31 protein-coding genes, 3 tRNA genes and 1 pseudogene are annotated in these 23,754 nt (G+C 68.3%); 15 read left to right on the top strand and 20 right to left on the bottom strand.

All coding sequences use genetic code 11. From position 1 onward, the window contains the following. Nucleotides 1–6: 6 nt before the first annotated feature. A complete protein-coding gene (locus tag ACW14X_RS15285; RefSeq protein ID WP_457162535.1) occupies nt 7–795 on the top strand; it encodes an NAD(P)H-binding protein in 789 nt (262 codons plus the stop codon). Further along, nucleotides 792–1,220 carry an anthrone oxygenase family protein gene (locus tag ACW14X_RS15280; RefSeq protein ID WP_160026235.1) on the top strand — a complete coding sequence of 143 codons (429 nt, stop codon included), beginning with the start codon at nt 792–794 and terminating at the stop codon, nt 1,218–1,220. The genes ACW14X_RS15285 and ACW14X_RS15280 overlap by 4 nt, the downstream gene beginning before the upstream one ends. A 12-nt stretch (nt 1,221–1,232) precedes the next feature. On the opposite strand, the gene ACW14X_RS15275 is transcribed toward ACW14X_RS15280, so the two are convergent. After that, entirely contained in the window at nt 1,233–2,024 is a 792-nt protein-coding gene (locus tag ACW14X_RS15275; protein ID WP_457162534.1) for an SDR family NAD(P)-dependent oxidoreductase, read from the bottom strand. Nucleotides 2,025–2,152: 128 nt separating this feature from the next. Here ACW14X_RS15275 and ACW14X_RS15270 point away from each other — a divergent pair, with 128 nt between their 5' ends. Continuing rightward, a complete protein-coding gene (locus ACW14X_RS15270; protein ID WP_350713807.1) occupies nt 2,153–2,662 on the top strand; it encodes a MarR family winged helix-turn-helix transcriptional regulator in 510 nt (169 codons plus the stop codon). A gap of 135 nt (nt 2,663–2,797) precedes the next feature. Here the strand turns inward: ACW14X_RS15270 and ACW14X_RS15265 are convergent, their stop codons facing one another. Together ACW14X_RS15265 and ACW14X_RS15260 are read right to left on the bottom strand one after the other, a co-directional pair. Continuing rightward, on the bottom strand, nt 2,798–2,941 hold the full coding sequence (locus tag ACW14X_RS15265; protein WP_457162533.1) for a hypothetical protein: 144 nt from the start codon (nt 2,939–2,941) through the stop codon (nt 2,798–2,800). Nucleotides 2,942–3,649: 708 nt separating this feature from the next. Further along, nucleotides 3,650–4,195, bottom strand: coding sequence for a DUF6882 domain-containing protein (locus ACW14X_RS15260; protein ID WP_457162532.1), 546 nt, complete (start codon nt 4,193–4,195; stop codon nt 3,650–3,652). 409 nt (nt 4,196–4,604) lie between these two features. On the opposite strand from ACW14X_RS15260, the gene ACW14X_RS15255 reads away from it, so the two are divergent. Further along, nucleotides 4,605–4,907 (top strand): hypothetical protein, encoded by a 303-nt coding sequence (locus tag ACW14X_RS15255; RefSeq protein ID WP_457162531.1) that lies wholly within the window; start codon nt 4,605–4,607, stop codon nt 4,905–4,907. Between the two features lie 6 nt (nt 4,908–4,913). Beyond that, complete coding sequence (locus ACW14X_RS15250) at nt 4,914–5,150, top strand: hypothetical protein (RefSeq protein WP_457166067.1); 237 nt, start codon at nt 4,914–4,916, stop codon at nt 5,148–5,150. Here the strand turns inward: ACW14X_RS15250 and ACW14X_RS15245 are convergent. The 3 genes from ACW14X_RS15245 to ACW14X_RS15235 all read right to left on the bottom strand — a co-directional run bounded on the left by ACW14X_RS15245 (nt 5,147) and on the right by ACW14X_RS15235 (nt 7,016). Then, complete coding sequence (locus ACW14X_RS15245; RefSeq protein ID WP_457162530.1) at nt 5,147–5,578, bottom strand: DUF4145 domain-containing protein; 432 nt, start codon at nt 5,576–5,578, stop codon at nt 5,147–5,149. The two genes, ACW14X_RS15250 and ACW14X_RS15245, sit on opposite strands and share 4 nt — an antisense overlap. Before the next feature lie 292 nt (nt 5,579–5,870). Further along, entirely contained in the window at nt 5,871–6,659 is a 789-nt protein-coding gene (locus tag ACW14X_RS15240) for a hypothetical protein (protein WP_457162529.1), read from the bottom strand. 6 nt (nt 6,660–6,665) lie between these two features. Continuing rightward, entirely contained in the window at nt 6,666–7,016 is a 351-nt protein-coding gene (locus ACW14X_RS15235; protein WP_457162528.1) for a hypothetical protein, read from the bottom strand. A 70-nt stretch (nt 7,017–7,086) separates the two neighbouring features. Between ACW14X_RS15235 and ACW14X_RS15230 the strand changes: the two are divergent. The 3 genes and pseudogenes from ACW14X_RS15230 to ACW14X_RS15220 form a co-directional block, all read left to right on the top strand. Then, a pseudogene (locus tag ACW14X_RS15230) lies at nt 7,087–7,155 on the top strand (hypothetical protein); the annotation flags it as partial. Nucleotides 7,156–7,184: 29 nt separating this feature from the next. Further along, the gene (locus ACW14X_RS15225; RefSeq protein WP_457162527.1) at nt 7,185–8,084 is read left to right on the top strand and encodes a tyrosine-type recombinase/integrase; all 900 of its coding nucleotides are present in this window, start codon (nt 7,185–7,187) and stop codon (nt 8,082–8,084) included. A gap of 21 nt (nt 8,085–8,105) precedes the next feature. Further along, nucleotides 8,106–8,270: a hypothetical protein gene (locus tag ACW14X_RS15220; protein WP_457162526.1), complete on the top strand. Its 165-nt coding sequence runs from the start codon at nt 8,106–8,108 to the stop codon at nt 8,268–8,270. A gap of 128 nt (nt 8,271–8,398) precedes the next feature. Here the strand turns inward: ACW14X_RS15220 and ACW14X_RS15215 are convergent. Beyond that, nucleotides 8,399–8,471 (bottom strand) — tRNA-Arg (locus ACW14X_RS15215). Nucleotides 8,472–8,620: 149 nt separating this feature from the next. Between ACW14X_RS15215 and ACW14X_RS15210 the strand changes: the two genes are divergently transcribed. Then, nucleotides 8,621–9,625, top strand: a complete 1,005-nt coding sequence (locus ACW14X_RS15210; protein WP_160029323.1) for a LuxR family transcriptional regulator — start codon at nt 8,621–8,623, stop codon at nt 9,623–9,625. Between the two features lie 15 nt (nt 9,626–9,640). Here ACW14X_RS15210 and ACW14X_RS15205 read toward each other — a convergent pair whose 3' ends face one another. From ACW14X_RS15205 to ACW14X_RS15195, 3 genes are all read right to left on the bottom strand, one after another. Then, complete coding sequence (locus tag ACW14X_RS15205; protein WP_160026229.1) at nt 9,641–9,850, bottom strand: hypothetical protein; 210 nt, start codon at nt 9,848–9,850, stop codon at nt 9,641–9,643. Between the two features lie 180 nt (nt 9,851–10,030). Continuing rightward, nucleotides 10,031–10,124 (bottom strand) — tRNA-Ser (locus tag ACW14X_RS15200). 43 nt (nt 10,125–10,167) lie between these two features. Beyond that, nucleotides 10,168–10,662, bottom strand: a complete 495-nt coding sequence (locus ACW14X_RS15195) for a hypothetical protein (RefSeq protein WP_350713842.1) — start codon at nt 10,660–10,662, stop codon at nt 10,168–10,170. A gap of 69 nt (nt 10,663–10,731) precedes the next feature. Between ACW14X_RS15195 and ACW14X_RS15190 the strand changes: the two genes are divergently transcribed. Further along, nucleotides 10,732–11,058: a hypothetical protein gene (locus ACW14X_RS15190; protein ID WP_350660380.1), complete on the top strand. Its 327-nt coding sequence runs from the start codon at nt 10,732–10,734 to the stop codon at nt 11,056–11,058. Between the two features lie 19 nt (nt 11,059–11,077). On the opposite strand, the gene ACW14X_RS15185 is transcribed toward ACW14X_RS15190, so the two are convergent. The 4 genes from ACW14X_RS15185 to ACW14X_RS15170 all read right to left on the bottom strand — a co-directional run bounded on the left by ACW14X_RS15185 (nt 11,078) and on the right by ACW14X_RS15170 (nt 14,059). Continuing rightward, nucleotides 11,078–11,165: transfer RNA gene (locus ACW14X_RS15185), tRNA-Ser, on the bottom strand. Between the two features lie 42 nt (nt 11,166–11,207). Continuing rightward, a complete protein-coding gene (locus tag ACW14X_RS15180) occupies nt 11,208–11,438 on the bottom strand; it encodes a biotin/lipoyl-binding carrier protein (protein ID WP_160026226.1) in 231 nt (76 codons plus the stop codon). 49 nt (nt 11,439–11,487) lie between these two features. After that, nucleotides 11,488–13,197: a hypothetical protein gene (locus ACW14X_RS15175; protein WP_457162525.1), complete on the bottom strand. Its 1,710-nt coding sequence runs from the start codon at nt 13,195–13,197 to the stop codon at nt 11,488–11,490. Nucleotides 13,198–13,282: 85 nt separating this feature from the next. Next, nucleotides 13,283–14,059, bottom strand: coding sequence for a carbon-nitrogen hydrolase family protein (locus ACW14X_RS15170; RefSeq protein ID WP_457162524.1), 777 nt, complete (start codon nt 14,057–14,059; stop codon nt 13,283–13,285). A gap of 68 nt (nt 14,060–14,127) precedes the next feature. Here ACW14X_RS15170 and mobA point away from each other — a divergent pair, with 68 nt between their 5' ends. Genes mobA through ACW14X_RS15155 form a run of 3 tightly spaced genes read left to right on the top strand, consistent with a single transcriptional unit; the run spans nt 14,128 to nt 16,291 of the window. Then, complete coding sequence (mobA, locus tag ACW14X_RS15165) at nt 14,128–14,697, top strand: molybdenum cofactor guanylyltransferase (RefSeq protein WP_457162523.1); 570 nt, start codon at nt 14,128–14,130, stop codon at nt 14,695–14,697. A gap of 17 nt (nt 14,698–14,714) precedes the next feature. After that, nucleotides 14,715–15,689 (top strand): NAD(P)H-quinone oxidoreductase, encoded by a 975-nt coding sequence (locus tag ACW14X_RS15160; RefSeq protein ID WP_457162522.1) that lies wholly within the window; start codon nt 14,715–14,717, stop codon nt 15,687–15,689. Nucleotides 15,690–15,703: 14 nt separating this feature from the next. Beyond that, nucleotides 15,704–16,291 (top strand): bacterial proteasome activator family protein, encoded by a 588-nt coding sequence (locus ACW14X_RS15155; RefSeq protein ID WP_160026222.1) that lies wholly within the window; start codon nt 15,704–15,706, stop codon nt 16,289–16,291. 102 nt (nt 16,292–16,393) lie between these two features. Here the strand turns inward: ACW14X_RS15155 and chrA are convergent, their stop codons facing one another. Further along, a complete protein-coding gene (gene chrA / locus ACW14X_RS15150) occupies nt 16,394–17,527 on the bottom strand; it encodes a chromate efflux transporter (protein WP_457162521.1) in 1,134 nt (377 codons plus the stop codon). A 164-nt stretch (nt 17,528–17,691) separates the two neighbouring features. On the opposite strand from chrA, the gene ACW14X_RS15145 reads away from it, so the two are divergent. Next, the gene (locus tag ACW14X_RS15145) at nt 17,692–17,907 is read left to right on the top strand and encodes a hypothetical protein (protein ID WP_160026220.1); all 216 of its coding nucleotides are present in this window, start codon (nt 17,692–17,694) and stop codon (nt 17,905–17,907) included. Between the two features lie 267 nt (nt 17,908–18,174). On the opposite strand, the gene ACW14X_RS15140 is transcribed toward ACW14X_RS15145, so the two are convergent. Genes ACW14X_RS15140 through ACW14X_RS15130 form a run of 3 tightly spaced genes read right to left on the bottom strand, consistent with a single transcriptional unit; the run spans nt 18,175 to nt 19,716 of the window. Continuing rightward, entirely contained in the window at nt 18,175–18,744 is a 570-nt protein-coding gene (locus ACW14X_RS15140; protein ID WP_457162520.1) for an NUDIX hydrolase, read from the bottom strand. A gap of 10 nt (nt 18,745–18,754) precedes the next feature. Further along, nucleotides 18,755–19,084 carry a YnfA family protein gene (locus ACW14X_RS15135; protein WP_457162519.1) on the bottom strand — a complete coding sequence of 110 codons (330 nt, stop codon included), beginning with the start codon at nt 19,082–19,084 and terminating at the stop codon, nt 18,755–18,757. Then, nucleotides 19,081–19,716: a histidine phosphatase family protein gene (locus ACW14X_RS15130; protein ID WP_160026217.1), complete on the bottom strand. Its 636-nt coding sequence runs from the start codon at nt 19,714–19,716 to the stop codon at nt 19,081–19,083. Before ACW14X_RS15130 ends, ACW14X_RS15135 begins: the two co-directional genes overlap by 4 nt. 84 nt (nt 19,717–19,800) lie before the next feature. Here ACW14X_RS15130 and ACW14X_RS15125 point away from each other — a divergent pair, with 84 nt between their 5' ends. Beyond that, on the top strand, nt 19,801–20,751 hold the full coding sequence (locus ACW14X_RS15125; RefSeq protein WP_400467589.1) for a helix-turn-helix transcriptional regulator: 951 nt from the start codon (nt 19,801–19,803) through the stop codon (nt 20,749–20,751). A gap of 94 nt (nt 20,752–20,845) precedes the next feature. On the opposite strand, the gene ACW14X_RS15120 is transcribed toward ACW14X_RS15125, so the two are convergent. Together ACW14X_RS15120 and ACW14X_RS15115 are read right to left on the bottom strand one after the other, a co-directional pair. Continuing rightward, nucleotides 20,846–22,237, bottom strand: a complete 1,392-nt coding sequence (locus tag ACW14X_RS15120) for a cytochrome P450 (RefSeq protein ID WP_457162518.1) — start codon at nt 22,235–22,237, stop codon at nt 20,846–20,848. Nucleotides 22,238–22,333: 96 nt separating this feature from the next. Beyond that, nucleotides 22,334–23,614 (bottom strand): hypothetical protein, encoded by a 1,281-nt coding sequence (locus ACW14X_RS15115; protein ID WP_457162517.1) that lies wholly within the window; start codon nt 23,612–23,614, stop codon nt 22,334–22,336. Nucleotides 23,615–23,754 lie beyond the last annotated feature (140 nt).

The following is a 23,754-nucleotide window of genomic DNA, read 5'->3' as shown; positions in this document are numbered from 1 at the left end:
AGAGGCATGACAACTCTCATCACCGGCGCCACCGGCAAGACCGGCCAGCGCGTCGCCCGCCGCCTCCACACCCTCGACCACGACGTACGTGCCGTCACCCGCCACTCGGCACCCCGGTTCGACTGGCACGACCAGACCACCTGGGCCGAGGCTGTCGACGGCTGCGCGTCGGCCTACCTGACGTTCCAGCCCGATCTCGGCCTGCCGGGTGCCGACGAGATCATCGGTGCGTTCGCCGCCCAGGCGGTCGCCGCCGGCTGCGGCCGGCTCGTGCTGCTCTCCGGCCGCGGCGAGGAGGGTGCCCAGCGAGCCGAGCAGGCCATGATGGCCTCGGGCGCCGAGTGGACGATCCTGCGTTCGGCCTTCTTCCTGCAGAACTTCACCGAAGGTGCGTTCGCGGACGAGCTCGCGGCCGGTTCGCTCACGATGGTCGAGCACAACGTGGCCGAGCCCTTCGTCGACGCCGACGACATCGCCGACGTCGCCGTCGCAACCCTCCTCGACAAGAGCTACGTCGGCCGCGCCCTGGAGCTCACCGGGCCCCAGTTGCTCACCTTCGAGGAGGCCGCGCACGCCATCGGCGGACCGACCGTCGCCTACCGGCCCGTCCCAACCGAGGACTACATCGCGGTCCTGACCGCGGCGGGGTTGCCGGCCGCAGACGCGGCCGGACTGGCGTACCTCTTCGAGGAGGTTCTCGACGGACGCAACGCGTACGTGACCAGCGACGTCGAGACTGTCCTGGGCCGCGCGGCTCGGAGCATCGATGAGCTCGGCCGGGGTGAGCAGTCATGAGCGAGGTCGTACTCACCGGCGCAAGGCTGCTCAACGGCGTCACCGCCGGCATCTACATCGCCTTCCTGGTCGCCTTCATGCCGGCGCTGCACGGCCAACCGGACGAGGTCTACGCACGGGTCATGAACCGGCTCAACGTGGTCATCGTCAACCCGGTGTTCCTGGCCTTCTTCCTGGGCGCCCCGCTCCTGGCCCTGGTCCTCCTCGGCTGGCACCGGACCCCGATCTCCATCAGCGCCGCCGTCCTGGCCGTCGCCGCCGTCGTCATCACGTTCGCGGCGAACCTGCCGCTCAACGACGCCCTGGCCAACGGCGGCGCCGTGTCCTCGTTCGAGAAGCCGTGGCTGGTCTTCCACACCCTCCGAACCCTCACCGCGACAGGTGCCTTCGTCCTGCTCAGCCTGCCCGCGACGGTCATCCGGTAGAGGCCCGCGGCCTCACAGCATGCCGGTGAGAACGCCGCCGTCGGCGCGGACGGCGGCGCCGTTGGTGGCGGACGACAGCGGGCTCGCCAGGTAGACGGCAAGGTTCGCGATCTCGTCCGGCTCGATGAAGCGCTGCAGCAGCGACGTCGTGTTGCCCGAGGCGATGGCGCTCTTCAGCTGCTCTGCCGGCATCCCCTGGCCCTGGGCGATGCTCTCGATGGCCGCCGCGACGCCGTCGGAGTATGTCGGCCCACCGAGGATCGTGTTGACCGTGACATTCGTGCCACGAGTGAGCTTGGCCAGGCCGTTGCCCAGGGCCAGGGCCCCGGCCTTGGTCACTCCGTAGTGCGTCATGTCGGCAGGGACGTTCACCCCCGACTCGCTGCTGACGAAGATGATCCTTCCCCAACCCGCGGCCAGCATCGCGGGCAGCGTATGCCGCGACAAGCGGACCGCGCTCATGAGGTTGACCTCGAGGTAGCGCTGCCAGTCGTCGTCGGAGATGTCCTCGAAGGCCTTGACCTCGAAGATGCCGACGTTGTTCACCAGGACGTCGACCTCGCCGAGCCTGCCCATCAGCTCGCGCACCTGACCGGGATGAGCGAAGTCGGCGGCGATCCCCGACACGTCAGCGGTCGGGACGAAGGCACGGAGCCTTTCGACGGCATCGTCCACCCGATCGACGCTGCGTCCGTTCAGGACCACGGCCGCACCCTCCGCGGCGAGCGCCCGCACGACGGCGAAGCCGATGCCCTGCGTCGACCCGCTCACGAAGGCCCTCTTGCCATTCAGAGCCATGTCCATCTCGTCTCCTCCATCGGCCGACTCCGACCATTTTGACTTGCTCAGGAAAGTCAACTGTAGGCAGATTGACTTGCTTGAGCAAGTCAGTCGAGCAGCTTCGCCCCCTCCAGATGCCGTACGCTGCCGCCATGCCCGATCACAGTCCCGCCGACTCGACCGCCCCTCTCACGGGCGAGGACCTGGAGGCATGGGCCGCTCTGGCGACCGTGCTCGAGTGGCTGCCTCCGGCGCTGGACAGCCAGCTCCAGCGCGACGCGGAGCTCACCCACTTCGAGTACGGCATCCTGTACGCCCTCGCAGAGTCGCCCGAGCACACCCTCCGCATGAGCGTGCTGGCCGGGTACGCCAACAGCACGCTGTCGCGGCTCTCGCGAGCCGCTACGCGCTTGGAGTCGCGAGGGTGGCTGCGCCGCACCCCCGACCCCGCCGACGGCCGCTACACCCTGGCCATCCTCACCGAGTCCGGCGCGGAGAAGGTCCGCCAGGCCTCGCCTGGTCACGTACAGGTCGTCCGCAGGCTCGTGCTCGACCGACTGACGGCGTCACAGACGCGACAGCTGCGCGAGATCGGCCGCCGGATCATGCAGGGCATCCGCGAGGAGGAAGGGTGGGTGCCCGCGACCGACGCCGGACCGTGACGGGCGCCGCCCGGAGCGTTTCTCCATTCCGGGAACTGATCCCTTGGCGGCGGTCTGGGGCTTGTCCCACCAGCCAGCAGCGCCCCACCGCTCGTCTTCAGCGAAAGGACTGGTCTGGAATGGAGGTACGCCGGCCTACTTGGCTCGCCGCAGCTGGTGGCGGATGAGAAGCACGATCAGGACGAGGGCGACGGCCAGGCCGACAAGGAACGTGGCAACGACGGCGAGGCCGAGCAGCCGTTCGGGCACGGGCGGCGTCAAGGGCGAGACCTCGGTCATGGCGGGAACGGTAGCGGCTCGGTGGGCTCGAGGTTGCGGTAGCGGTTGATCGGCTTGGGGTAGGTGGTGTCGACCCACCCAGGCGCGCCACTGTCTTCGTCAACGGCCTCGACAAGCCGATCTATCCGACGTCGGCCTACGCCCTCTTGGTTCAGACAGTCGAGACGTACAACGCGACGAACAAGCGCCAGGTCTGAGGACGACCGCGGCGACGACTCTGCAGAGGGCCGCTGACGTGCCGCTGAAAGCAAAAGGGGCGGGCAAGCGCGCTCTCGTCGGCGCTCTTTGCGACATGAAGAAGGCCCCCGACCAGGCGTTCTACCTGGTCAGGGGCCTTCTTCATGTGCTGCGCGCCTGTAGGGATTCGAACCCCAAACCTTCTGATCCGCAGGCACTTGAGGACCATCCGCCGAGGTCCGATCCACGCTCAGCGCTCCCCTGCCATCCCTACGAAATTCCCGAACCGTCCGGGGTCATCCGGGGACTCTGTTAGCAAGTGCGTTAGCAAGGACGCGCCGGGAACAGACCTCGTAGAGGAAGCCCATTGGAGCGCCACCGAACCGATAGCCAGCCAAGATTGCTCGTCGTTGCCTGGTGTCAAGGGTGGGCGTAGCCCATTGCGTAGCAACGCATTTGCGCCCGTGATGCCAGGTGGCGGCGTGCAAACCCTGGGGATCGGGGCGGTGCCGGAGTGCAGTGCGTTGGGGCTCAGTCACCGATGTTGATGCTGAAGGTCGAAGGCTCGCCGTCGGTTGGAGTGATGGTCACTGGTCCAAAGGTGATGAAGACGCTGGAAGGGCCGCTGCTTCGATAGAAGCCCGTAGCGCGAGTAATCCGGACAGCGATGGCCGCGAGGGTTGCTGCCAGTTCGTCGTCGGCCTCGAACTTGGGGACGGTGAGGTTGGTGTTACCGGTGTCGTTTGCCCAGGAGCGAATCGCTTCAGCGTCGGTGCGCATGGCCGGCAGGATGCTGTCGTTGGCCCATGCCCACATCCAAGATCCGGCGCCGGCGTTGTAGTTGCCGAGGATCTGCGCGGGCGCGGTGGCCGTCTTATCGGGGAAGGTCCAGGTGATGGTGCCGGTCTGTTGGTCGAGGCCCCAGCGGTCGGCGGTACCGAGTCCCCAGGTGGAGGCGTGAGCGTTGGCGAGCTGCTCGATCATGGCTTCGCCTTCGAGGAGCAGCGTGCTGAGGTCGGTGTCGTGGGGGCTCGGGCTCGGCGGTGTCGAGGCTCGGGCTCGGCGGAAGAGTGCCATGCCGGGCAGTGTCGCAGATCGGCGAGGTCGGCGACGACGGGATGAGGCCGCCACTGGTCGAGAGCGCCTTGGTCTACGGACTGGGGCGCTCTCTTCATTTGCGCGGCACGTAGGGGGACCGGCCGCCAGGCCGCACGCCCCCGGAGGCCGCGCTCGCGGCCGAAGGCCGCCTTGAGTCAGTAGAGAAAGTTCTCACGAGAATTGGGGATAGCAGCGCGGACGCTTTCGGTTGTGCGCCGTGCGCTTCCGTTCTGTCGTACTGTCGGCACGCGTGAGCGAGGGTCGATCTGTAGAGGGAAGCGGCAGGAAGATCGCGTGGGGTTGCTCGACCTGTGGTGGCCCAAGGGCGATGGACGAGGTGGCGCGATGGGCCCGCGACGCAGGTCCCTGGGCAGGTCCTCCGCCTGACATGGTCGTCGTGGCTCGCTGCGCCGACTGTGACAGCCCATACCTGTTCGACGAGGAACCGCCGACCTTCTTCAGCGCCGGACAGCCGCGCCTTACCCAGCTTTTCCCCGCGCTGGATCAGCCGCTTCCTCCTTATGTACCTCACAGCATTCAATCCGCCCATGCCGAGGCCGTTGAATGTCGCAAGATTCGCGCTTATGTCGCGACGACCCTGATGGCCCGGCGTGGCGTCGAGGCGATATGCGCAGAGCAGGGTCAGATTTCGGGCACATTGGCGAAGAAATTGCAGAATCTTCACAATTAAGAAGTTATTGATCGACGTCTTCTCAACTGGTCGTCGGTTGTCAGAGACCTCGGTAACAGCGGCGCGCATGACGTGCACGAGACACTTTCGGAAGAAGACGCTGACGATGCAGTGGCCTTCCTCGAAGCGCTAGTGAACTACCTATATACGTTCCAGCAGCGGTACAGAGATCACGTGGATCGAAAGAGAGAGCCGGAAGAGGAGCCCGACGACAAGCCGGCAGACGACGGCCCGCCGTTCTAGTTTCCGTCACCTCCAGTTTGGTCGGGCGCAAACCGCTTTGCTAGGTGCTCCATCTCGTACACATTTCGAAGAAGCTGCTCAGTGAACGTCAAGGTGCCGACAGCCCGCTCCTTGTCGGAGTGCGGCAACTCGTGAACGGCCACGTTGCCGTGCTTCCGGATGACATCGACCCATGGCTTCATCGCGGGCGTGACGTGGTGGTTCGCCTCTAGAAAATCCACGAAACCCTTGAAGGAGTTGTCCTCATTGGCTCCCTTGTCCACGGCGATGTGCATCAGGATCTTTCGGCAGGTCATCTCACAGGCAGTGAAGGCGTTGATCTCGGCGCAGCGACGTGCTTCGTCGTATGCCTGCTCAACATTCGAGGGAAGACCTTCAACAGACCGGCCGACCTTCGGGCCGGGGTACACGATTCCTGTGCTGCTCATAAAACTTCCCTCGCCGCAGCCAGGACACCGTAGCCAGCGGCCATCCGGCTGGCCGCTCCCATCAGGAAGGAACGCAATGACAGCGGAAGATACCGTAGCCCCACAATGACCGCAGGCAATCGTGTGCCACGCGCGGTTGTCGTTGGCCGCGTAAAGCCTCCGTGCTTGCGGATCGCTGAAGTAGTACAGGTCACCGTGTGCTGCCATAGCCGCCATGTTGACACAGTGACCTCCACTGTGGGCATGGATTGCACGCATTCATGGGGCTGGAACTGAGAAGTCCGTGTCCCAGTTAGAACCTGACGGCCAAGAGGGTCTTGTCATCGTGGCGCTTCGCGCGCGGGAGTTGTTGTCCGCCCTCGTCGGTCGTCTCCCAGTCCTGGCAACGCCGGAGGAGGTCAGCGAGACCTTCGGAGGTTGCGGCCGCGACTGTTGACCAGTCGTCTAGGCCGAGGTACTCCATCGGCTTATACGCGCCGTCTGTGGTGAGCACGCACCATGGAACCTCGTCGGGCGACAGATGACGGGTGAGGGAATGCTCTGCGGCGGCCGGGTCCGCCTCCGCGATCCAGTATCCGCAGGGCTTGTTCCGGTGCCGGAGTTGCTCGGCCTGGAGCGCTGCGAGGATCTGCCTGTGCTCGTCGTCGTATCCGCGCCCGTCCGCGAGGCGCTCCCGGTAGGCGGTGCGCTCCTCAGTCGCGAGCGGCCCGAGTCGATCGTCTCGAAGGATCTCCCCTGGAACCACAACCTGGCTGTCCCCCAACACCAGCACATCGATCGAGGCATCCTCGCGCCTGCGGACAACCGCAAGCGTGCTCGACGGCGCCCGACCTCCGGGGGTCAGGTCGAGTGCGGCCGCCGTCGTCTTGATCGCCTCGGCCAGGAGCACCGTAAGCGCCTCATCGGTGCCGTCGACGAGTGCGGCCATGGTTGAACCCAGATGTTCCGCGTACGTCGACGCAGGCACATCTCGCGCTGCGAAGGCTGACGCTCCGTCGAGCACGATGACGGCGTTTGAGGTGATGAAGGCGCGGTCATCCCCGGCAGGTGGTTCGGGGTGTTGGGCAAGGGTGACGTGCATAGCCGGCTACCAGATGAACGGACCGGCAAGGAGGCTGCTGCCGGTAACCTCGACGTTTGCAAGGTCGTAGTCGCATCGGATGACACACGAGAACTCTTGATCCTTGGTCTTCGCGTAGAGGTCGCCAAGGTGGTTGGTCAGGTAGTCGACCGCGCCGAGAGATCCCATCGTGTGGATGCCGGCGATGTGCACGACGGTGCGGCTTCCGATCTGGTGGCGGGCGAGGTAGGCGATGTCTGAGTTGGTCGGCTGGTCGTCATCGCTGGGTGAGCCATGGCGTAGCTGACGCGCAGGCTCAGGAGGTCGACCGTGCCGCCGGGTGAAGGCGTCGGCTCTCCTGGCGTACGTCGAGGGCATCGGGGAGGCGGCCTAGATGGCCGGCATGAAGGGCGGCATCATCAAGCGCGGCAACCTCTGGTAGTTCGTCATCCGCGTCAGGGACCCGCTCACGGGCAAGAGCAAGCCCAAGTGGGTCGGTGGCTTCGCAACCAAGGATGAGGCCGAAGAACAACGGGATGAGGCCGTGTGGCTGCGCGGCGTGGTGAGTTCGTCGACCGCTCTGACATCTCGGTGGCGCTGTACCTGGCGGACTGGCTCGGTGCGCATGCCCTTGAGGTCCGGCCCGCGACTCTGTCGGGATATCGCCAGATGATCGAGAACTACGTCATCCCGAACATCGGCAACATGCGCCTGCAGCAGGTCCGGCCGATGACGCTGACGAAGTTATACGTCGACCTGCTCGACCACGGCGGCAAGGACGGCAAGCCGCTCTCACGCCGGACGGTGAACTACGTTCACGCCACCCTCCGGAAGACGCTCAACGACGCCGTCCAGGTCGAGGGCATCCTTCCGAGCAACCCGGCGCTGCGGGCTAAGAAGCCCAGGAGCAAGGGCCACGCACAGGCCCCCGACGTGTGGGATGCGGCGCAGCTCCGGCTGTTCCTCGGCCTGATCAAGGATCACCAGTGGTTCCCGCTCTACCGGCTGGCGGCGTACTCCGGCGCTCGACGAGGTGAGCTCCTGGCCCTGTGTTGGTCTGACGTCGACTGGACAGGCAAGTCCATCCGCATCCGGGCATCCGCTGGTCTGGTCGAGAACGAACGTCTCGAAGGGTCCACCAAGAGCGGCAGGGAACGGCGGGTATCCCTCGATGCGGAGACGCTCGACGCCCTCAAGGCTCACCGCAAGCGGCAGATGCATGACCAGTCGGTGGCCGGTGAGGCATGGGAAGGAACCTCGGGCCTGGTCTTCGTCAACGGGCTCGGACGGCCGACCTACCCGACCGCGCCGACCCAGAGACTGGCCAAGACCATCGAGGAGTACACCGAAGCCAACGAGGCCAAGTCGGAGGACGCCCGCGGGTTGCCACTCCCCCACATCCGGTTCCACGACCTGCGGCACGTTCACGCAACCCTGGTTCTCTAGCCCGGCGTACCGGTGCACGTGGTGGCTGCTCGCCTGGGTCACACTGACCCATCGGTCAGTCTGCGGGTCTATGCCCACGCGATTCCGGAGCGGGCTGCCGAGGTTGCGGACCGCTTCGCCAACCTCGTCGACCAGGACGACGACACCACCGAAGAGCGCGACGACGAGACCGGGGAAGGCCGCTGAAACCATGGCCCTGTTAGCAGAAGCGTTAGCGAGCGCCCGAACTCAGGACCCACTGCTGATATGAAGAAAGCCCCCGACCTGGGCGTTCTGCCTGGTCAGGGGCCTATCTCTCAAGTTGTCATGTTCTGCGCGCCTGTAGGGATTCGAACCCCAAACCTTCTGATCCGTAGTCAGATGCTCTATCCGTTGAGCTACAGGCGCAGTGTTACCGAAGCAACGTGTAGAAGATTAGCGGATGATGGTCCGTGACCAGAAATCGCCACGTGTGAGAAGATCTGGCGCTAGCCACAGCATCGGGGAGGTGGAGCGTGAGCAAGCGTCAACCCACGCCGTCCGGCGAGGAGAAGAACGTGACCGACGAGGGACGCACGCCGAGGACGCGTGCACTGCTCGAGGCGAAGGGCATCGAGCTCTTCGAGCTCATCGCGGAAAGAGGCGGGATCCCCGCAAGTGACGCGCGGATCATCCAAGGTGGGGAGTTCGCCGACGCGTTGGCGACGTTGGCTGAGCTCGGCCTCGTTCGCAGGTCCGGCGACGACGATGCCAGCTGGGTGCCCGTTGACCCCGCGACCGTGCAAGCTCAGATCGTCGCGCCCATGACCCAGGAGGGCATTCGCCTGCTCCAGGAGTCCGCCGAATGGGCGAACAACTTCACAGCCCTGCGCAACGCCTGGCGACGGTCAGCACCAGATGACGAACGGGGGCCGTTCACATATGTGCATCGCCCGGCAATCCAGCCATTCGTCGACTCGCTCGCCGCCGAGTGCGAGTTCGAGGCGCTCACCGCGCAACCTCAGAACAGGAGGGCCGGCGGGGACGCCCTTGCGGAAACGATCGCCAAGGAGCAGGCGATGATCAAGCGCGGTGTCACCATGCGAACCCTCTACCAGCACGCGGCAAGGCGCAGCAGCGAGACGCGGGAGTACGTCTCCGCCATCGCGGCAGCGGGCGGTGAGGTCCGGACTCTCGACGAGTTCTTCAATCGCATGCTGATCTTTGATCGCCGGATCGCCGTCATTCCCAGCCCGGACGGCGTCGATGTAGCAGTCGCCGTTCGCGAACCGTCCGTCGTTGCCTACCTGGTCGATGTATTCGAGCGAGCCTGGGAACGGGGGCGGCCCTTCGGCCACGGTGACCCGTCCACTCTGAAGGACATCGCCAGCGAGCAGCGGTCGATGACCCTTCGAATGCTCATCGAGGGCCACTCAGACCCAGCCGCGTCGAAGCGGCTGGGCGTCAGCCCCAGGACGTACGCCGGCTACGTCGCCGACCTCAAAGAAGAGTACGGCGTCGACACCCGCTTCCAGCTCGGCTACGAGATCGGACGTAGCGGGTCGAGCGCCCTCGATGACTGAATAGACTCGCGGCGATCAGCCCCAGGAGATGTCCTTCGCCTGAGCATTCGAGGCCGTTGGGCCAGCCACACCCCAGGAGATGTCTACGGACTGGACCGTCTTGTCCGGCTCAGCATCGAATCCCCAGGAGATGTCCGCCTGGGCCGGGCCCGCGGGAAACAGCGTGACCGCCACCGTCGCCGCCGAGGCCAGCGCGAGAGCCGCCGCGGTGCGTACGAGCTTCATGTTCTTGCCTTCCTGGTCTCGAGGCCGATTCTGGTGCCGAGAGGCCTACGGGATGATTATTGTGCAGGTTGGCGACTTTCGGGTAACCCAAGTTCCGGCGTACGGACTTTTGCACTGCTTAAAATTGCAGGTCAGAATGCAGTTTGGCCCCCTCATGAAGGGGGCCAAACGCATTGAAACTGGCGGAGGCGGAGGGATTTGAACCCTCGATGGGGTTTAAGCCCCAAACTCGATTAGCAGTCGAGCGCCATAGACCGGACTAGGCGACGCCTCCATACCGCTCGAACAGGCTACAAGACCCGCAGTCCTGGGACCAATCAGGGCGCGTCGGACGAACCCGCAGTGGTGTCGAGAGGCTTGATCGTGGCCTTCAGATAGACCTGCAGCTCGCGTACGAACTGCTCTCGGTCGATGCTGAGGATGGTCACCGGGATCGTGGTTGCGCCACCCTTCTTGAGCCGCAGCTCGAGGCACGGCGTGCCGCCGGGCATGGTGGTCACCGCCTCCTGGATGTCGACCCAGCGAGCCTCGCGGACACCGGCACCTCGCACGAACGCGACCCGGTAGCCCTGAGCGCTGGCGCGCAGGACGTACGCCTTGTTGCGAAGCCACCAACCGAACCCGATCACCGCGGCGACGCCGACGACGAGCGGAATGAAGATCCACGCGAAGTCGATCCGGGCCGCGATCACGACGGCCGTACCGGCGAAGACCAGGAGCGCCAGGCCGACCATGGCGGCGCCGACGAGGCGGGCCTGCACGGATGGAGCGAGGCGGTAGTAGGTGAGCTCAGCAGATGACACGCTCTCCATTGTGGCCGACACGGGAGCCGAGAGCCGCATCGGCTTGCTCCTTTACGTGACCTAGGTCACAATCTGGTCATGACAGGTGTGCTTCCCAATATGTCGGATGCTCTTCGGGCCCTGGATACCGCTATCGCCGCTCCCCGTCCGGGGGCCAACGTCGGTCTCTGGCGCTGGTCGGTGCGCCAGCGCCTCGGAGGCGTACGTGAGGCGTTGCTGGTCCTCGACACCGGCCAGGAGTGGCATGCCCTCACCGATGTCAGCGCGCTCCGCGACCGCGGAACTCTGCTGAGCAGGCTCGCCGTCCTCGCCGACGACGTGCTCGACCGCACCGACCTCGAGGATCTCCTCCTCGAGCTGCGGCGGCTGATGATCGACGTGGATCGGCACCTGCAAGAGGTCTGAGTCTCAAGACGTCCAGCTGTGGCAGAGAGGGCGGGATTCGAACCCGCGGTAGGTCTCCCTACGACCGCTTTCAAGGCGGTTCCGATCGGCCACTCCGGCACCTCTCCATGCGCCCGTGGGCGCGTGGCCGAGTCTAGTGCGCCTGAGCCTCAGGCGCTCAACTCGACGAGAACGTCGCCCTCCTGGACGACGTCTCCGGAGGCGACCTTGACCGCCACCACGGTGCCCGGGGCCTCGGCGAGGACCGGGATCTCCATCTTCATCGACTCCAGGAGCATGACGGTGTCTCCGGCGGCCACCTTGTCCCCGGGTTGCACTCCGACGCTCATGACGTTCGCGACCATCTCGGCAGCGATCGTGGTGGGGACTCTGCGGCTCATATCCCAGAACCTATGGGTTACCGCGTGGTAGCCCCAGCTGGAGAGCGCCTCAGAGGAGCGCGTGGGTGCGGCCGGGCTCGGGGCGTACAGCGCTGGCCTCGTCGGCCTCACGCGCCGCCCTGCGACCGCTGCCGGCGGCCGTCGAGCCGGTGAGCGCGAGGTCGATGCGGATGATGACGAATGCGATCACCAGGCCGATGAGGATGCTGTAGACGACCGAGAGAGCCGCCTCGGCGAGCCCGACGTCGGGGTTGAGGAACGTGCTGGCGACCGGCGCGGTGAGCGCGACGCCGAAGAGGCAGACCCACCAGCCCTGGCGGCGCCGGGAGCGCATGTGGGTGCCCCAGACCAGCGCCGGGACCCCGAAGAGCGCCTGGATCGGGTGCGGGTAGCCACCGATGTGGATGCGGCACCAGCGCTGCATGTCGTCGACCGAGTCCATCAGGCCGGTGCTGCCGTAGCGACGCAGCATCTCGGCGTAGATCAGGGTGAGCGCGAGCATCAGCCCACCGATGCCGACGATGATAGCGCCGCGCCGGCCGAGGCCGTGCAGGCCGGCACCGAGGCGGTAGACCGCGAAGAAGGCGATCGCGAGCGAGCAGGCCAGCGTCGCGTACTCGAATCGGGAGACCATCACCACCGGCTCGAAGCCGAGCGCGGCGAAGCTGCCGAGCGCGGCGATGCCGACAGCGATGAACGTCTCCCGGATGGTCTTCGGGAAGCGACGCGACGGGACGGTGGCCATCACCGCGAGGACCGCCGCCACCGATGCGACGAGAACCGCCGCACCCGTACGCAGCGCCTCGTTGTCCACGAGCACCACGACGATCCCGGCAACCCCTGCCAGGGAGCCGAAGATCAGCGGGCGGCCACCGGTGCGGTGAGCCAGCGCGAAGGTGTACGCGGTGCCGACCACGACGGCGCCGAGACCGCCGAAGATCTCCGGGCCCAGGTCGAAGGCGCTGACCACGAGGCCGAGCACGCCGACGGCCAGCGCTGCCAGCCAGATCGCCCGGACGGTGCCGGCGGTCAGGCTCTCGATGATGCCGAGGCCCGCACGGGCAGCACCGGCTCCGGGGACCCGCGGCTGTGCGAGGAACGAGGTCACCTTGGCGGCGGTCGTCGGCCGACCGGATGTCTCGGGGTCGTAGGGGCCGACAGGCTCGTGGACCGGCTCGAGATGGCCGGACTGGTAGGGGTCGGGCTGATACGCGGGCTGCTGGATGTGGGGTGGCGTCTGCGGCGCCTGGGTCAGGCCGGTCGTACCGAGGTAGGGGGCAGGCGTGGAGTAGGCCGGTGCCTGCCAGGCACTCGGCGGCGGCGCGGTCGGCCCGCTCAGGGCCGGCGCGGGCTCGGGCCGGTACTCCGGCGCCGGGTAGCCGCCGTAGGAGGGTTCCTCCGGGGCCGTCCGCGCGGCTCGCTTGCCCGTGTAGCCGTTCGGCTCGTCGAACTGCTCCGGCTCGGCACGGCCGGCGATCCGGCGACCACCGCCCGTGGAGGGAGGCTCCTGAGCCGACTGACGCTCGTCGTACCACGTCTCGTCGGCCCAGCCGTTCTCGCTCCAGCCCGGGCCGTTGCTCTGCCCGCCGAAGGTCTGACTGGTGTCCTGATAGCCGTTCCAGTCGTCCTCCGCCCACTGGTCGTACGCCAGCGCCTCGCTCGAGGTCGGCTCCACGTAGGCGGGTGTGGGCTCGCTGCGACCGGCTGCACGACGGCCACGCTTGCTCTTGTCAGCGCGACGGCGGGGGGCTCGGTCCATAACAGGCGAGGATACCGGGGAAGGGGTGAACCTAACGAGTCATCGATATCCGTTTACCGCTGTGACGGGGAGTTGTTGACCGAGGTCACATTCTGCGGTTGACCAGGGAGGGGTTGGTGCGACGCGCCTCCGCGAGCACCGCTCGATCGATCGTCGCGGAGACGATCTCGTCGCCGTCGTCGGCCTCGGCCAGAACGTCCCCGAGAGGGTCGACGATCATCGAATGACCGCAGTAACGAGGGGCCGACTGGGCGGCCGCCGCGATGAAGACGGTGTTCTCGATCGCGCGTGCTCGCACGAGGGTGCGCCAGTGGTCGACCTTGCGCGGACCGGCGACCCACGCGGCCGGCAGCACGATCAGCTCGGCTCCCTGGTCGATCAGACGCCGCGCGAACTCGGGGAAGCGCAGGTCGTAGCAGGTCATCAGCCCCGTCGGCACCCCGTCGATGTCGACCACGACCGGCTCGATCGCGCCCGCTACCAGCGCGTCCGACTCCTTGTAGCCGAAGGAGTCGTAGAGATGGATCTTCCGGTACGCCGCCTCCGCACCGCCCCGGACGAGCAGGGTGTTGAACGGCCGTCCGTCGGCATCGCCACTGGTCTCGAGCATCCCGGCCACCACCGTGGTGCCGCGCTTCTCGGCCACCCGGGACAGCTCGGTCCCGAACGGTCCGTCCTGGGCCTCGGCGTACGGACTCAGGTCGGAGCCCGGCTTGCCGAAGTCCCTGGCGAAGACCTCGGGGAAGACGACCAGGTCGCTGTCGGCGGGAGTCAGCTCGCTCAGGAGGGACCGGTTGGCGTCGGGTTCGAGGCCGGAGGCGTGCTGCACGAGACTGATCCGGAGGCTGTTCCAGGTGGTCACGTCTCCAGACTAGAGTCCCGCTGTGTGAGCGAGCGTCAGCGAGTGAGTCGAGCGACGGAGGTGGTCGCGTGACTGTCTGGGACGAATGGGAGCCGTACGCAGCCGTGCTGCTCGCCGGAGGACGCAGCTCCCGCCTCGACGGGATCGACAAGTCCGGCATCGAGCTCGGCGGTCGCACGATGCTGGCCTGGGCGCTGGATGCGGTCGTCGACGCGATGGAGGTCGTCGTCGTGGGCGACCCGGTGCACACCGAGCGTCCGGTGACCTTCGTCCGTGAGGACCCGCGCTTCGGCGGCCCGGTTGCCGCCCTGCTGACCGGCGTGGACGCGTTGCTGACCCCGCGGGCGTACGTCGGGGTGATCGCCGTCGACATGCCATTCTTGCGGCCGCGGACGCTGTCGCGGCTCAGGGAGGCGGCGTTCGGTCACGACGGCGCCGTGCTCGTCGGGCCCGACGAGCGCCGGCAGCTGGCCCTGGTCCTCTCCACCGAGCGGCTCGCCGAGGTCCGCCCTGACCACGAAGGGCAGCACGGGATGCCGTTGCGCAAGCTGCTGGCCGACCTCGATCTCGTCGAGGTCCCCTCGGAGGGCGACGAGCACCGCGACATCGACACCTGGACGGACCTGAAGTCGCTCTAGCCTCCTAGTGTTGAGGCATGCGAGCCGTCGTAGCCGAGCAGCCCGGAGGGCCCGAGGTCCTCACCGTCACCGACCGTCCCGACCCGGAGCCGGCAGCTGGTGAGGTCGTGATCGACGTCGCCGCCGCGGGGCTCAACCGGGCCGACCTGCTGCAGCGTCAGGGATTCTACCCGCCGCCGAAGGGCGCCAGCGACATCATCGGGATGGAGTGCAGCGGCGTGATCTCCGCGGTCGGCGAGGGCGTCGAGGAGTGGCAGGAGGGCGACGAGGTGTGCGCGCTCCTGGCCGGGGGCGGCTACGCGACGAAGGTCGCCGTACCGGCCGAACAGGTGATGCCGGTGCCCGATGGCGTCGACCTGGTCACCGCCGCAGCGCTTCCCGAGGTCACCACCACCGTGTGGTCCAACGTGTTCATGGTCGGCGGACTGACGCCCGACGAGACGTTCCTGGTCCACGGCGGTGCCGGCGGGATCGGCACGATGGCGATCCAGCTCGCCAGCCAGATCGGCGCCCGGGTGATCACCACGGTCGGCTCGGCGGAGAAGGCCGAGCTCGCCAAGTCGCTCGGGGCGGAGGCGGTCATCAACTACAAGGACCAGGACTTCGTCGAGGTCGCCAAGGTCTACGGCGGCGCCGACGTCATCCTCGACAACATGGGCGCGAAGTACCTCGCCCGCAACATCGACGCCCTCAACCCCGAGGGCCGTCTGGTCATCATCGGCATGCAGGGCGGCACCAAGGCCGAGCTCGACATCAACGCTCTGCTCCGCAAGCGGGCCGCGGTGATCGCCACCAACCTCCGCGGCCGCCCGGTCGAGCAGAAGGCGACGATCTGCGCCGAGGTCGTCGAGCGCATCTGGCCGATGGTCGAGGCCGGTGAGGTGAAGGCGGTCGTGCAGGACGTACTCCCGCTCGCGGAGGCCGCCGAGGCGCACCGGCTCATGGAGTCCGGCACGCACACCGGCAAGATCCTGCTGACCACCGCAGGCTAGGTAGGGTTGAGCCCATGACGCAGGAGCAGACCGGGGAAGTCGTGGTCATCGGACCCGACGGGCAGCCGATCGCGGTGCCCGCCGACGTACTCAAGGACGCCACCGCGCCCGAGGCGGACGGGGACGAAGAGCGCGATGTGACCGACCTCGTGGAGCAGCCAGCGAAGGTGATGCGGATCGGTTCGATGATCCGCCAGCTGCTCGAGGAGGTGAAGGCCGCCCCGCTCGACGAGGCCTCCCGCAACCGGCTCCGTGAGATCCACCAGGCCTCGATAAAGGAGCTCGAGTCCGGGCTCGCGCCCGAGCTGGTCGAGGAGCTGGAGCGGCTCTCGCTGCCGTTCGCCGAGCAGCAGACGCCGTCAGAGGGTGAGCTGCGGATCGCGCAGGCGCAGCTGGTCGGCTGGCTCGAGGGTCTCTTCCACGGCATCCAGACCGCCATCTACGCCCAGCAGGTCGCCGCGCGCGCCCAGTTCGAGCAGATCCGCAAGGGCCTGCCGCCGGGTGTGAGCCTCTCCCCCGAGGGTCAGCCGACCCCCGGCCAGGGCGGGCCCCAGCAGGACGGCCAGCACGACCACGGCTCCTCCGGCGGTCTCTACCTCTAGGCAAGGGGGCGGATGTTCACCGAGGTAACTCGGTGAACCCCAACCTCCTTCGTGGAACTCCGCGAGGGAAGCGCGCACCGGCCGAGTTACCTCGGTGAGCATTCACGGCAGCGGCCCGCCGGCGAGAGCCACGACGACCCCGACCCCTGCCGCGAGCAGCAGCGTGAGCACGACCCCACGCTTGAGCAGCAGCAGGAGTACGCCGGCGGCGGCCAGCACCACCCACTGCCACCATTCGCTCGTCGCCATCGCCAGCGGGACCGCAGACCCGAGGATGGCACCGATCGCAGCCGGCCCGGCGCCGTCGAGGAAGGCACGTGCGAGCGGCGAGGAGCGCAGCGCCTCGAAGTGCCGTCCGCCCGCGATGATCATCACGAACGACGGCCCGAACGCGATCACGGCGGCACCCAGTGCCCCGAGGAGTCCGGCGGCCGCGAACCCGACGACCGCGACGGTGTGGACGACCGGGCCCGGGGTGATCTGCCCGAGCGCGACCGCGTTGAGGAACTCGGCGTCGCTCATCCAGCCGTAGCGGTCGACCGCATCGGACTGCATCAGCGGGATGATCACGAACCCGCCGCCGTACGACAGCGCGCCGACCTTGAAGGCCGTCCACGCCAGCGGCGCGGCCACCGCGGTGGTGAGCGCTCCCTGGACCAGGACCGGCACGGTCAGGAGGGACTGGAAGGAGTTCGTACGCCACGGCCTCCGCATCGCCACCTCGACGAGCCCGGCGCCCACGAGCACGAGGACGACCCAGGCCCCGGTGGTCGCGGCGGCGACGGTGCCGACGACGGCGTAGAGGATCCATCGCGGACGCGACGGGGTCCGCTCGTAGGAGGACGGCACCAGCGCCCAGCCCGCCTGGACCGCGACGGCGGCGACCGCCGCACCGGCACCGGCGCCGGCGCCCAGCACCCATGCGGGCGGATCGCCCAGGAACAGCGCCGCCAGGGCGAGGATCAGCACCAGCCCCGGCAGGATGAACGCGAGCCCGCCGACCAGAGCGCCGAGCGCGCCGCGTACCCGCCAGGCGGTGAAGATGGCCAGCTGGGTCGAGGAGGGTCCGGGGAGCAGGTTGCAGGTCGCGATCGCGTCCTCGAACTCCTCCGGCTCCACCCAGCCACGCCGCTCGACGACGGTCTCGCGCAGCAGGCGGATGTGGGCGGGCGGACCACCGAACCCGATGACGCCGATCCGGCCCCACTCCCGAGTGATCTCCACCAACGTGGTCATGACGCGCAGCGTACGGGCTCGGCCTGATGTTTCTTAGTTGTGGATCTTCTGTGACCCCAAAGTGGCAAAAAGCTGCGTCATGACCTGGCCGCGACCCCGTTTCTCTCACGTGAAGGCCGCCGGACAACGGGCGGCCAGCGCCGTCCGCCGAGAAGAGGAACACCATGGCTACCACCACGATCACCGCACGTCACCGCAGTGACCTGACCGCCGTCGAGTCGCTCCGCAACAACGTGCTCGACGCCGTCCGCAGCCTCCGCAAGCCCGACCCGTCCGAGCACAAGCACCGCGGCGGGATGCCGCCGGCCGTCGGCACCACGATGTTCGGCGTCGCCGCCGTGGCAGCCACCGGCATCGTCGCGCTCGGCGTCTTCCGCTGATCATGCGCCTACATCTTCGGTCCGTCGTACACAGCCTGATGCTGTGGGTGGACGCCCTGGGCCTACTGAGGGGGAGGGCCAGGGCGCGGTCGGGGGGCCGCACCACGGACTGAGTGTCGTCGCACGAGCGGGATCGGGGGATTCACGCTCGAGCAGACGGCACGCGCGAGAGGTCTCGTCGCACCGAGGGATGTCGACCAGATCTCGCAAGACCGCAGCCGACCATCGAGGGGGATGGTCGGCTGCGGCGTTTCCAGAGCCCGGACGTCAGGCCGGGACCGACGACTCCTCCACCCATCCGCCATCGGCAGGGTCGGAGGCGGCCGCGTCGCGGCGTACGTCGGCGTCCTTCCACAGGTCGAGCAGCACCGCCGGCCAGATCTCCTCGTCGGTCGCCGCGAGCTCCTCGCGCGTCCACCAGCGGTGCTCGGCCATCGTGAGCAGCTCCTCCTCGGTGTGGCCGGCGGTGGAGACCTCGAAGGCCGGCACCCAGCACGCGTAGAAGACGTCGTCCTGGTCGATGACCACGTCGCTGTAGCCGTGCACCACGGTGCGCCGCATCGTCGGCCCGAGCAGGTCGGCCTCGGCGACCCGTAGGCCGGTCTCCTCCTCGAGCTCGCGGACCGCGGCGACTCGCTCGCTCTCGCCCGGGTCGATGCCGCCCCCGGGAGTGATCCACCAGCGCGCTCCGGGGATGCCCGGGTCGGAGTCGGCGAAGAGCAGGATCCGGTCGCGGTCGTCGATCAGGAGCACTCGGACGGTGCTCCGGGTGCGGCGTGGCCGCTCCTCCGGAGGTACCGGGACGAAGGTGCGTGGGGAGTCTTCCTCGGAGGCCATGGCGCCATCCTCACCCACGCGGCGCGTACATGATCACGCCCATCCCGGCCAGGCACAGCGCCGCACCGGCGATGTCCCAGCGGTCGGGCCGGTAGCCGTCCATCGCCATCCCCCACGCGATCGAGCCGACGACGAAGACACCACCGTACGCAGCCAGGATCCGCCCGAAGTGGGCATCGGGCTGCAGCGTGGCGACGACGCCGTAGAGGCCGAGCGCGATGAACCCGGCGCCCACCCAGAGCCAGCCGCGATGCTCCCGCAGCCCCTGCCAGACCAACCAGGCGCCACCGATCTCGGCGATCGCGGCCAGCGCGAACAGCAGGAGCGAGCGGAGGATCAAAAGCCGTCGCCGATCAGGTGCGCGCCGCCCAGCGGGTCGTTGTTCCAGGAGATCGTCGTCCAGCCCTCCTCCAGGCTGCCCTCGACGACCGCGAGGCCGGTGTTGCGGATCCGGTTGTCGTCGCCGAAGGCGGGCGACCGCGTCGTGCGCAGCCCGGTCCACATCCGGATCGCCGCACCGTGCGAGACGATCGCGACGGTGTCATCGGGATCGTGCTGCTTGACCACCGACTGCACCGCCGCGTCGAAGCGCGCCAGGAACTCGTGGCCGGCCTCGCCGCCGGGGACCGGGGTCTCGAGCGTGCCGCGGATCCAGTCGCCGAGCGCCTCGAGATAGGCCGTCACCGACTCCTTGTCGGTGGCCATCTCCAGGTGGCCGGCGCTGATCTCCTCGAACCCCTCCTGCACCACGACCGGCATCCCGAGCCGGTTGGCGAGCGGCTCGGCGGTCAGCTGCGTACGCACCAGCCGGGAGGCGTACAGACCCGCGATCCGCTCCCCCGCCAGCGCATCCGGCACCGCCGCGGCCTGGGAGAGTCCGAGCTCGGTCAACCCCGCCCCCGGGAAGGCAGTGTCGAGCGCCCCCGAGACGTTGCTCGGGGTCTGGCCGTGTCTGATCAGCAGAAGTCTCATATGCCGGTAAGGGTACGGGACCCACCGTGCTGGACGTGACGGACTAATCTGAATCCGGACGAACTACTTCCGGGAGCCGCCACGATGGGACATGACGAGAGCCCGACCGCTCGGGCGCTGCTCACCCTCGAGCTGCTGCAGTCCTCCCCCGGCATCACCGCCGAGCGCCTGGGCGAGAGGCTGCGAGTCACCGAGCGCGCCGCCCGGCGCTATGTCGCGATCCTGCGGGAGGCGGGAATCCCGGTCGAGTCCGAGCGCGGGCCCTATGGCGGCTATCGCCTCGGCCGAGGCATGCGTACGCCGCTCATCTTCACCACCGCGGAGGCGCTCGGCCTGGTGATGGCCCTGCTCGACGGTCACCACGACATCGCCGACGCGACCGGTCCGGTCGGGAGCGCGGTCGGCAAGATCGGCCGGGTGCTGCCCGAGTCGCTGTCCCAGACGGTGGCCGCGGTGCGGCGTACGATCTCGGCCGTTCCCGACCAGAGCGCCGTCTCGCCCGATCCCGACGTCACCACCAGCCTGGTCCAGGCCTGCGACTCCCGGCGGCGCACCACCATCGCCTACACGACCGAGAACGGCAACGAGCGCAAGATGGTCGTCGACCCGTGGGCGGTCGTCGTCCGCCACGCCCGCTGGTACCTGCTCTGCTGGTCGCACACCGCCGGCGCGCGCCGAGTGCTTCGCGTCGACCGGATGGGCGCCGTCGACATCGAGGAGACCAGCTTCGTACGTCCCGAGATCGATCCCGTCACCGAGGTCGAGGAACACCTCGGCGAGGGCTGGGCCTATGCGGTCGAGGTCGTCTTCGACGCGCCGTTCGCGGAGGTCGACCGCTACCTTCCGCGCGTCCTGGGCCGACTCGAGCCGATCGACGACGACCATTGCCGTCTCGTCGGGAGCACCAACAGCCCGGACTGGTACGCCCAGGAGCTCGCCCGCCGCGCCGTCCCCTTCCGGGTGGTCGAAGGCGACGAGGTACGCCGCTGCGTAGCCGTCCTCGGCCAGCGACTCCTCGACGCCGCCGCACGCTGACGTTCCCCGGCCGATTCGGGGTAGTCCGGGAGCGAACTGCCTATTACTGGCGAGTATTTGGGCAGTTCGCTCCCGGACTACCCCGGACGAATCGTCAGGAGAGCCGTGCGGGAAGGTGCGAGTACCCGCGGAGGATGCGGGTGGGGTGGCGCTCGCGGTCGCCGACGAGCTCGAGGCCGGGGAAGCGCTCGAAGAGGAGACGGAGGCCGATCTCGCCCTCCATCCGGGCCAGAGCGGCACCGAGACAGAAGTGGCGGCCGCTGGAGAAGGAGAGGTGGTCGCGGGCGTTCTCGCGGGTGACGTCGAAGGTGTGCGGGTCGGTGAAGACGGCGGGGTCGCGGTTGGCGGCGGCCAGCACGGTGTTGATGATCGTGCCGCGCGGGATCGCCTGGCCGGCGATGGTGGAGTCGCGTCGGGCGACGCGGCCGGTGAGCAGCACCGGCGGGTCGAGCCGCAGGATCTCGTCGGAGGCGTTCGACCACAGGTCGGGCTGCGCCTTGAGCACCTCGAGCTGGTCGGGGTTGTCGTGGAGCAGCGCGATGCCGTTGCCGATCAGGTTCACGGTGGTCTCGAAGCCGGCCGCGAAGACCAGTCCGGCGATCGCCCGCAGCTCCCGCTCGCTGAGCCGGTCGCCGTCGTCGCGGAGGGCGACGAGCTGGCTGAGCAGGTCGTCACCGGGATGCTCGGCGAGATACTCCAGATGGCCGCGGAGCCAGGTGTCGAACTCCTCCAGGGATGCCTCCATGTCGCGGAACGTGCGCCAGTCCAGCCCGATGTCGAGGCTCAGCGCCGCGCCCTTGCCGAGCTCGAGCATGCGTTCGCGCAGGTCGACGGGGACGCCGAGCACCTCGGAGATCACCGTGATCGGCAGCAGCCCGCAGTAGCGGGTGACCAGGTCGACGTCGGCACCGGACGCGGCCTCCTTCTCCAGGTCGTCGAGCAGCTCCCGGGCGATCTCCTCGGTGCGAGCGCGCAGCTTCTCGACCGCACGCACCGTGAAGACGCGGGTGACCAGCTTGCGGTAGCGGGTGTGCTCCGGCGGCTCGGTCGCCAGCAGCGACGGCGGCTGGAGCGGGGCGAAGACGTCGCTGGCCGACCAGCTCGCCGCCCTCGCCAGCAGGCCGGTGCCCGACTCGTCGGGCGCGAAGAACCCGGTGATGAAGTCGTTGCTGGTCAGCACCTCCTTGATGACCTCGTGGTCGACCGCGAGGTAGCTGAACCCGCCCTGGTAGAGCGGCCCGCGCGCACGGAACTCCTCGAACAGGTCGACCAGATCGAAGGTGTGCGACCCGGGCCCGCTCAGGATCAGGTCACCCTGGAGGTCACCCTTTCGCGCGGAACGAACGATCGCCGTACGCGGCAACCCGTGCCCCAGCGCCCAGCGCACGCCCTGCTTGGCGGTGCGCTCCACCGTGCCCAGCGTGCGGCCCAGCGTCCGGCCGGCAATCGTGCGGGTGCCGGCGGGCGGCGTGATCTTGAGCGGCATGCGAGACCTCCGAGGCGCAGGAACACGTTCTCATGCAGCGTACGCCGCACCGGAGGCCGCCACATCCGACCCTGGTAGCAATTCAGCCCAGGCAACTCAGCGCCGCACGAACTCGCGATCGCCCTTGGGCCAGGAGTGGGTGTAGCCGGTGACCTTCTTCGCGCCGTCGACCCGGACGCTCCACTCAGCGTGCCCGGAGGCCACCGGCTTGACGACGACGAGCTGGTCGGGCTCGGTGATCGTGACCGTACGCGTGAACCGCTCCGGCGCACCCCACGGATCCATCGCGATCGTGGCCGTCACCGGCAGCCTGCTGGCGTCGATCCGCAGCCCGATGGCCTCGGTCATCGCGATCGCTTCCACCGACAGCGTCCTGGTCGGCTCGGGCGCCGGCTTCTTGGTCGGCTTGGGCGTCGGAGTCGGCGTGGGAGTCGGCGTCGGCTCGACGCGGACCGAGGATGCCGACGCGCTCGGCGAGGGCGCCTCCGAGGGCGTCTCGTCGCTGGCCCCCGCGCTCGGCGCCGACTGTTGGTTCTGCGGCTCCTTCGTGTCCGAGGCGTCGGAACCGGTCACCACGCCGCGTACGACCTCGTAGATCAGGATCAGCAGCAGGATGGCGAGGACGACCAGCACCACCCGGCCGCGACGCGTCATCCGCGACCGCCGGTAGGGGGTCGATTCCAGGTGGTGCAGCGGCACCAACGGTCCGGCGACGGCCCTCCTGGCGGGGGCTCCGCGCGCTGGTTCGGGCTCTGGTTCGGGCTCAGGCTCCGCTTCCGGCTCTGGTTCCGGTTCAGGCACCGGCGCAGGTGCTGGAGGCGGGGCCGGTGCCGGGGGCGGCGCTGGCTCGGGTTCGGGCTCGGGTTCCGGCTCAGGCTCGGGTTCCGGCTCGGGCGCAGGCGGTGGCTCGGGCGCAGGCGGTGGCTCGGGCGCAGGCGGTGACTCGGGCGCAGGTGGCGGCTCGGGCGCAGGAGGTGGCTCGACAGCCGGCGCCGGAACAGCCAGGACCGGCGGCACGTACGGCTCAGGCTCGGGCTCAGGGTCCGGCTCGACGACGCCCTGGATGATCACGGGCCCAGAGCCGGCCGGCAGCCAGGCCGCGCCGGGTACGTCGTCGGGCGAGCCGTAGCTCCCGAAGACCTCGAGGGTCTCGACGTCGGTGACCCGCCCGTCGGGATGGACGACCATCCGGACGCGGGCCTCGTCATCGGTCGCGACGACCTGGACGGGTTTGCGGCTCGGGCCGGCGAGCTGTTCCCGCACGGCACGGATGCCTGCCTGGTGCGGGTCTTCGCCCCACGGGCGATCGACCACCAGGCCGTTGAGCGTCGTGACCCCGCGGGTGACGGAGAGGATGGCTGTCTGCTTCCGGGCCATCAGCGGCCTCCGGAAGGGTCAATGCACACGTGTGGGGTCCTCGCGGTGGGGAAGCGGGCAACGGGCTCGGAAAGTGTGTCGTTCAAGCCTCAACAGGGCAACTCACACGCGCAAGCCCTACCCACCAGTTACCGACTTGT

This window comes from Nocardioides sp. YJ-D4, assembly GCF_054031495.1.
Note: the sequence above shows the minus strand (reverse complement) of the source record. Positions and strands in the feature narration are given on the sequence as shown.

Coding starts and splice junctions, on each gene's coding strand:
- ACW14X_RS15285 (WP_457162535.1), top strand. CDS start 7: ATGACAACTCTCATCACCGGCGCCACCGGCAAGACCGGCCAGCGCGTC.
- ACW14X_RS15280 (WP_160026235.1), top strand. CDS start 792: ATGAGCGAGGTCGTACTCACCGGCGCAAGGCTGCTCAACGGCGTCACC.
- ACW14X_RS15275 (WP_457162534.1), bottom strand. CDS start 2,024: ATGGACATGGCTCTGAATGGCAAGAGGGCCTTCGTGAGCGGGTCGACG.
- ACW14X_RS15270 (WP_350713807.1), top strand. CDS start 2,153: ATGCCCGATCACAGTCCCGCCGACTCGACCGCCCCTCTCACGGGCGAG.
- ACW14X_RS15265 (WP_457162533.1), bottom strand. CDS start 2,941: ATGACCGAGGTCTCGCCCTTGACGCCGCCCGTGCCCGAACGGCTGCTC.
- ACW14X_RS15260 (WP_457162532.1), bottom strand. CDS start 4,195: ATGGCACTCTTCCGCCGAGCCCGAGCCTCGACACCGCCGAGCCCGAGC.
- ACW14X_RS15255 (WP_457162531.1), top strand. CDS start 4,605: ATGGTCGTCGTGGCTCGCTGCGCCGACTGTGACAGCCCATACCTGTTC.
- ACW14X_RS15245 (WP_457162530.1), bottom strand. CDS start 5,578: ATGAGCAGCACAGGAATCGTGTACCCCGGCCCGAAGGTCGGCCGGTCT.
- ACW14X_RS15240 (WP_457162529.1), bottom strand. CDS start 6,659: ATGCACGTCACCCTTGCCCAACACCCCGAACCACCTGCCGGGGATGAC.
- ACW14X_RS15235 (WP_457162528.1), bottom strand. CDS start 7,016: ATGCCCTCGACGTACGCCAGGAGAGCCGACGCCTTCACCCGGCGGCAC.
- ACW14X_RS15205 (WP_160026229.1), bottom strand. CDS start 9,850: ATGAAGCTCGTACGCACCGCGGCGGCTCTCGCGCTGGCCTCGGCGGCG.
- ACW14X_RS15195 (WP_350713842.1), bottom strand. CDS start 10,662: ATGGAGAGCGTGTCATCTGCTGAGCTCACCTACTACCGCCTCGCTCCA.
- ACW14X_RS15190 (WP_350660380.1), top strand. CDS start 10,732: ATGACAGGTGTGCTTCCCAATATGTCGGATGCTCTTCGGGCCCTGGAT.
- ACW14X_RS15180 (WP_160026226.1), bottom strand. CDS start 11,438: ATGAGCCGCAGAGTCCCCACCACGATCGCTGCCGAGATGGTCGCGAAC.
- ACW14X_RS15175 (WP_457162525.1), bottom strand. CDS start 13,197: ATGGACCGAGCCCCCCGCCGTCGCGCTGACAAGAGCAAGCGTGGCCGT.
- ACW14X_RS15160 (WP_457162522.1), top strand. CDS start 14,715: ATGCGAGCCGTCGTAGCCGAGCAGCCCGGAGGGCCCGAGGTCCTCACC.
- ACW14X_RS15155 (WP_160026222.1), top strand. CDS start 15,704: ATGACGCAGGAGCAGACCGGGGAAGTCGTGGTCATCGGACCCGACGGG.
- chrA (WP_457162521.1), bottom strand. CDS start 17,527: ATGACCACGTTGGTGGAGATCACTCGGGAGTGGGGCCGGATCGGCGTC.
- ACW14X_RS15145 (WP_160026220.1), top strand. CDS start 17,692: ATGGCTACCACCACGATCACCGCACGTCACCGCAGTGACCTGACCGCC.
- ACW14X_RS15140 (WP_457162520.1), bottom strand. CDS start 18,744: ATGGCCTCCGAGGAAGACTCCCCACGCACCTTCGTCCCGGTACCTCCG.
- ACW14X_RS15130 (WP_160026217.1), bottom strand. CDS start 19,716: ATGAGACTTCTGCTGATCAGACACGGCCAGACCCCGAGCAACGTCTCG.
- ACW14X_RS15125 (WP_400467589.1), top strand. CDS start 19,801: ATGGGACATGACGAGAGCCCGACCGCTCGGGCGCTGCTCACCCTCGAG.
- ACW14X_RS15120 (WP_457162518.1), bottom strand. CDS start 22,237: ATGCCGCTCAAGATCACGCCGCCCGCCGGCACCCGCACGATTGCCGGC.
- ACW14X_RS15115 (WP_457162517.1), bottom strand. CDS start 23,614: ATGGCCCGGAAGCAGACAGCCATCCTCTCCGTCACCCGCGGGGTCACG.